Annotated in this window: 3 protein-coding genes and 1 pseudogene; 2 read left to right on the top strand and 2 right to left on the bottom strand. The window is 55.3% G+C overall.

Annotated features, from left to right (window positions below; genetic code table 11):
- A partial coding sequence (locus tag BLW21_RS20815; RefSeq protein ID WP_175471082.1) for a recombinase family protein occupies nt 1–128 on the bottom strand: 128 nt, incomplete at its 3' end.
- Between the two features lie 354 nt (nt 129–482).
- On the opposite strand from BLW21_RS20815, the gene BLW21_RS20810 reads away from it, so the two are divergent.
- The gene (locus tag BLW21_RS20810) at nt 483–860 is read left to right on the top strand and encodes a hypothetical protein (protein ID WP_139255378.1); all 378 of its coding nucleotides are present in this window, start codon (nt 483–485) and stop codon (nt 858–860) included.
- Here BLW21_RS20810 and BLW21_RS20805 read toward each other — a convergent pair whose 3' ends face one another.
- Nucleotides 861–2600 carry an IS1182 family transposase gene (locus BLW21_RS20805; protein WP_092744015.1) on the bottom strand — a complete coding sequence of 580 codons (1740 nt, stop codon included), beginning with the start codon at nt 2598–2600 and terminating at the stop codon, nt 861–863.
- A 1866-nt stretch (nt 2601–4466) separates the two neighbouring features.
- Here BLW21_RS20805 and BLW21_RS20795 point away from each other — a divergent pair.
- Nucleotides 4467–4711, top strand: a pseudogene (locus BLW21_RS20795) (hypothetical protein); the annotation flags it as partial.

Genomic DNA, 4711 nt, shown 5'->3' with positions numbered 1-4711 from the left:
GCTGGCCGCTCTTTCACGGACGACACTTTTTCCTGGGCCACCTCGGCGCACCCGTAGGCCTGCAAAGCATCGGTCTGCAGGTGCAGCTGCTGGTCAGAGGTACTGACGCGGGCATAGCCGAAAATCATAGGCGGTATTCTCAGGAAGTCAACGGGGGCAAAGATAGCGAGCCGTTGATTCGTGAGAACAGCATATGAGACATTTATTGCTCGCCTCAGGAGCCTTTCAAACTAGCGAGGTTACTGGGCCGAAAAAACGCCCGTTTTTCGAGACACCCCCAACTCGCCAGAATCCGACCCGGCGGCCCTAACGGGAATTTCTGTTCTTACTCTTGCGCTACCCCCATTACTAGCGCTTTAGGAAAAGGAGCAATACTATAGCGTGAATTTATCCCCTGGCCGCTATGAGGAGGCCGATTTGATAGCATCCCAAGCAACCAGCCGGCCAGAGACCTACTACAATTAGATCAGCCCATGTTCGCAATGTTCATCCAGCTCCTGCTTTCTTCCGACATCAAAACTTTAGAAGACTGGGTATTAGTAATTATATGGTGGATACCTCAGTTAATATGGGTAGGCATTGCCACCCTAGTGCTTGTCGGGGTGATGCTCGGCTTGCGCCGCTTCTGGATCCGCTGGGTGATTATGTGGGTACCATACGCAATGGTTGGGTGGGCAATAGATACTGCCGTAGGTATGGAGCGGAATCATTATGAGTTTGACAATCTTCTTAGCTTACTCGATCATGACTCGAATTTTCGAATACAATGGGCTGCTATTTTATTGGCGGTGCCTTTTCTAATCGTGTTGCATGCCATCTTATTCAGAAAGCAGGCGCAGCGTAAGGCGCGTGGTGTTTAGTTAAAGGTTGAACTCTGCCTGCTTATTCCACCTACTCGTCTGTGCAGTTGAGTGGCCTAGCATATGCGCTGTTGAGCCACTTGGCGCTGCGCTTCTTGCTCCAGCTGCGGGTTGAGTTCCTTTACTAGCCCGCAGAAGCGCTTCACCTCTTGGACTACGTAACGTTTCTTGAACGGACGTGGCTGTTGCAGAACTCTGATTCGGTGTTGGGGTGAACAGCTGCCGCTTGGCGTTGCGCCATTTCCGTCGACTCTGCCATCGTAGAGCAGGCGCTGGTGGTGGTGGCGCAGGGGGCCTTGGCAGGGTGATGGCTAAGCGCATGGTTTGTGCGGGACGATAGCGAAGCAGCTTCTTGAGATTATAACCGATGGCCGCTAAGAGCATGGACTTTTGGGCCCCAGCTTGGCCGCGCACATTGATGCGGCGCAGGCCATACTGGTGCAGCAAGTGGCCAAACACGGGTTCGACCGTGCGCTGGCGCACCCGGCGCATATGCTGCCCTTGCCGGCTGCGTTGCCGGTGCCAGGCCCGATGATATGCGGCATCAAATGCGGAGCGATTCAGCTGCTTGTGGTCGGCAGAGGGCACACAGCTCGTTTTGAAAGGGCAATGCTGGCAATCCTGGTAGAAGGCCCGGTAGTGTTTTAGCCAGTTGCCATCGGCCGAGAGCCGATACTTTCGAAAGGGTAGCGGCTTATCGGCTCGGCAGCGATATTCGTCAGTGGTTTCGTGGTAGGTGAAGCCCTCCACGGCCGGCTTGTACGCGCCAAACACCGGAATCCAGGGAGTGACGCCGCTGTTTTCCAGCAACGCGTAGTTGAAGCCATTGGAGTAGCCGGTGTCGGCGACCAGATCCTGTAGCTGCAACTCGTTGCGCGCCAGGCGCTGCTGCACCTGTTGCACGATAGTGGGCAAATAACGGCTGTCGCGCGTGTCGGCTAAGTCGGCCTGCATATGGCTGATCACGCCATACGCCGTATCTACTGCTAGGCTGCAGAGGTAGTTAAGTGCGCGGGCCTTACCCGGTTTAACGGAAATGCGAGCGTCCGGATCCGTGGGGCTGTAGTGGGTTTTGTTGCTCAGTAGCCGTGCCTGGGTATGATGGGCCCCCAAGGCGCCCGGTTCGCGCTGCCGCTTGGCCTGCCGGGTGGCCTCGTAGCGCAGCTGATGGGCGGGAGCTGAGCGCACCGGGGCGGGCGGTGGGGCCACCGTTGCCGGCTCCCGGCCGACCACGCTAAAGGGGGGAAGCTGCGCCGGTGCCTGTTTTTCGCGCACGCTATCGAGCGAGGCGTTGGCTTTGATGGGGGCGGAGTCGACGGCTTGCGTATCGCCTTTGACGATGCCCTGGGCTACACATAAGCCAAACACCCGATCAAACAGGTGCTCAAATAGGGCCGCGGGATAAAGCTGACGGGTGCGGCTCACGGTCGAATGCCAGGGTAGCTCTTGGTCCAGCTCATAGCCCAGGAACAGCAGAATGTCGAGGCGAAGGGCGCAATGAGCCAATAGGCGCCGGTCGCTGGTGATATTTTCGAGGCAGCCCACCAGCAGCAGCTTAAAGAAGACCACGGGGTCGAGCGAGGGCTGGCCTGTGTGACTGTAGAGCGCGTGGGTTTCCTCGTAAAGAAAGTCCAGGTCCAACAGCTCGTCGAGCCGGCGGTAAAGGTTATGGGAGGGCACCCGCTCCGAGAGGCGGAAGTGCGTGACTACCTGATCGGTAAACTGCTTCTTGCCTTGCATACTATCGCTACGCAGCTAGCCGATTCGTGGACAACTCATCCACCAACTTCTGCAACAGCCACGGTCCTTTGTAAAACGTTATAAGAGACGCATTGTACCGCCTGGCCCTTCGCCCAGCTGCAAGGCCACCTCCGTAAAGAATCGGTGAAACGACTGCTGCGCCATAGCGGATTGAGAAGGAAAATCGGTGAGTTAGTAAGTATCGGAAAGCAGCTAGCCGGGCGGTTGGGTTAGCCAGGGCTGGCTGGTGGTGTTTGGGCGGCCAACTCCTGGGCCCGTAGCCGGGCCTGTTTCCGCCACAGCTTCAGGTGCCAGAGCAGCATACCCGGCACGGTTAGCAAGATAGGTGCCCAATCACGTTGAAACCGCTCACTGGACAACTTGCTGAGGATATAGTCTTGGGAGTTTCCTGAAAATTCTCCTGTCCAAGTATCCCAGAGCACTAATCCAATCATGGCATAGGGCACAAATACAAGCACCCAACGCAGCCAGTGATACCGTAACCGTATCAGGGCTACCCACAGCACCAACGCCGCCAGCCCAGTCCATAGAAGCTGGGGTATCCACAACAGAATAATCGTGAATATCCAATCGTCCAACGAGGGACCGTGACCATAAGAGAGCAACAGCGAGTAGGGGGCGAGGGGCGTGGATATCATTAATTGTAATATTTTTCGGGTCGCACATAGGCATCAGGAGCAGTCAGGTCCAGCGTATGCAATGGGTTCTTGTTCTACACGCACCTTATTAATGATTTACTACCTACCTGTTCGGTTTTCCTGGCACAGACTTGTTCCAGTACTCGGGTTGTTGGCGCTGGGCAGTTGCACGCCGCCTGAGCAAACGCACGTCGATTTACTCGTATGGGTTGTAGCCAATAATACGCCCGACACGCTAGTTGTGACCGTGCGCTACCCTTTAGATTCTACGCAGCTAACAATCGCTGACGCCTCTCATTTGCAGCGGGTGTGGCACATAGACTCAGCAGCCTATGAAGGTCGGGGCTTTCTGCGTCATCCTTTAAGACGGCTCAGCAGACATCAGAGCAAGTGGTATCAGGTAGATACGCACCAGAGCGAGGTAAACCCTTTCCTTGACGACACACCAAAAGTATACGCGGGTCGCCTCGACAGCTTAAGCGCTTGGATTCATTTTGGGGCCAACACTTTAGCTACTTACAAACCAACCGGCCGAGTGGCTCACATTGACCAGCTACACGGAATAATTACGTATTCTATAGCTCCTTATCAAAAACAAGTACTTACGACGGATTTAGGACTTAACCCCGATTCGAAAGCTATCGTGGCCTTGAGTTTGACCCAAGATAATACCTCTAGAATCTTGCTGCCAGGAAGCTCCTTAGCCACCCTCTTTCACGCGGTTGAAAATCTACCGACGAAAGACTATAATTTGCACCAACGCCAGCTTACTATTGGGCCCACTCTTCAAGTTGAAGAGTAAAGCATCTACTTATTTTCATACAAGTTGCTGGCAGTTTTAGCTAATGCATAAACCCACCACGATTCCAAGCGCTGTCTGAGAAGATGAATTATGTGAAAGGACACAACCCAGATGAGGTCGGGACTATTCGCTCTTTCCTAATGCGCCCAAAATCCTGTTTGCTCACGCCCGGGAAAGGCGTCTGTTTCGAGTTTGCGAAACTCATCCCCTCGGCGCGTTTCGTAAACTTTGAATCGTAGACGAGTTTCTTAGACTCCTCCAGCCCCGCAAGGGCCTACGAGCACCTGGTGCCGGGCAGCTGCTGGCAGTTCATTGAAAGGAGGGTATACTTACCTGAACATTGTACCCCTTGCGTTGCCACGGGCAGGTTAGCTGCTGCGCCTCCGCCCTGTCTCCATCCTGCCCATGACGCACTTTTTCAACGCCCAGCGCGATTACTGGCCGATTTACCTTGACCTGCAGCGCCACTACCCCCTGGGCCTTGTGCCCCCCGACGGGATGAACGCGCGGGCTTTTCCTGGGTACCAGGCCCTGGAGGCCCGCATCGTGGCCTGCGTCCACCAAGAAAGCGCTGAGCGGACCCGTTGGGAAACCTTGGCCACTGAATTGGCTGCGCGCACGGGCTTGCCGGTGCGCGATACCACCTACGG

It is taken from the genome of Hymenobacter psychrophilus, assembly GCF_900107135.1.
GTDB lineage: Bacteria > Bacteroidota > Bacteroidia > Cytophagales > Hymenobacteraceae > Hymenobacter > Hymenobacter psychrophilus.
Note: the sequence above shows the minus strand (reverse complement) of the source record. Positions and strands in the feature narration are given on the sequence as shown.

Excerpts from the sequence above, each read along its gene's own strand:
- BLW21_RS20810 (WP_139255378.1), top strand. The coding sequence starts at position 483 with ATGTTCATCCAGCTCCTGCTTTCTTCCGACATCAAAACTTTAGAAGAC.
- BLW21_RS20805 (WP_092744015.1), bottom strand. The coding sequence starts at position 2,600 with ATGCAAGGCAAGAAGCAGTTTACCGATCAGGTAGTCACGCACTTCCGC.